At 54.3% G+C, this 742-nt stretch carries 2 protein-coding genes; both read left to right on the forward strand.

Translation table 11 applies throughout. The features are described from left to right. Positions 1–141, forward strand: a 141-nt coding sequence (locus FCN80_RS26205; protein ID WP_136993284.1) for a DUF4222 domain-containing protein, incomplete at its 5' end; no start/stop codon positions are given. Next, a partial coding sequence (locus FCN80_RS26210) for a helix-turn-helix domain-containing protein (RefSeq protein WP_136993286.1) occupies positions 138–742 on the forward strand: 605 nt, incomplete at its 3' end. The genes FCN80_RS26205 and FCN80_RS26210, both read left to right, overlap by 4 nt.

Below are 742 nucleotides of genomic sequence, written 5' to 3' on the forward strand. Positions count from 1 at the left end.
CGCGATTTCTATGGGGTGGCCGTGCGGGTCATTGCGTGGGACCCAGAGCGCGGCCGAGTCATTTTCCTGCGAGACGGGTATCCCTACGAGTGCATGCAACCGGTCGGGCAGTTCCGAGAGAAATTCACGAGGTTGCCATGAGCAATAAAATCAGCGGCTGGGTCTGGGATGGCTGCGCCGCGGCAGGTCTGAAATTGTCCGAGGTGGCTATCATGGCCCGCCTGGCCGATTTCTCGAACGATGAGGGCGTTTGCTGGCCGAGTATAGAAACCATAGCTCGCCAGATTGGCGCCGGCGCCAGTACGGTTCGCACGGCCATAGCTCGGCTCGAAAAACAGGGTTGGCTTACCCGGCAACAGCGCCGGAACGGCAACCGAAACGCGTCGAACCTCTACCAATTGAACGCTGAGAAACTGTATGCCGCCGCCGCGCCTCACCAATCAGTTTTTGATGAGTCAAAATCTGACGCATCAGAATCTGATGGGTCAAAATCCGACGGGTCAAAAATTGACGCATCAAAATTTGACCCGTCGGAATCGAGCAAAAAAAACAGTTTTGACCCGTCAGAATCTGGCGGGGATCCATCAGTAAATTCAAAACAAGATCCATCAAATAAAAAACACCTTTGTCAGCCGCCAGCGGCCGACCCTGAAATTGAAATTACAGATCAGGCTAAACAGGTCCTAACCCACCTGAACCAGACCACCGGTTCCCGGTACCAGGTCAGCAAATCCTCTCTCGA

The organism is Martelella alba, from assembly GCF_005217455.1.
Lineage (GTDB): Bacteria > Pseudomonadota > Gammaproteobacteria > Enterobacterales > Enterobacteriaceae > Acerihabitans.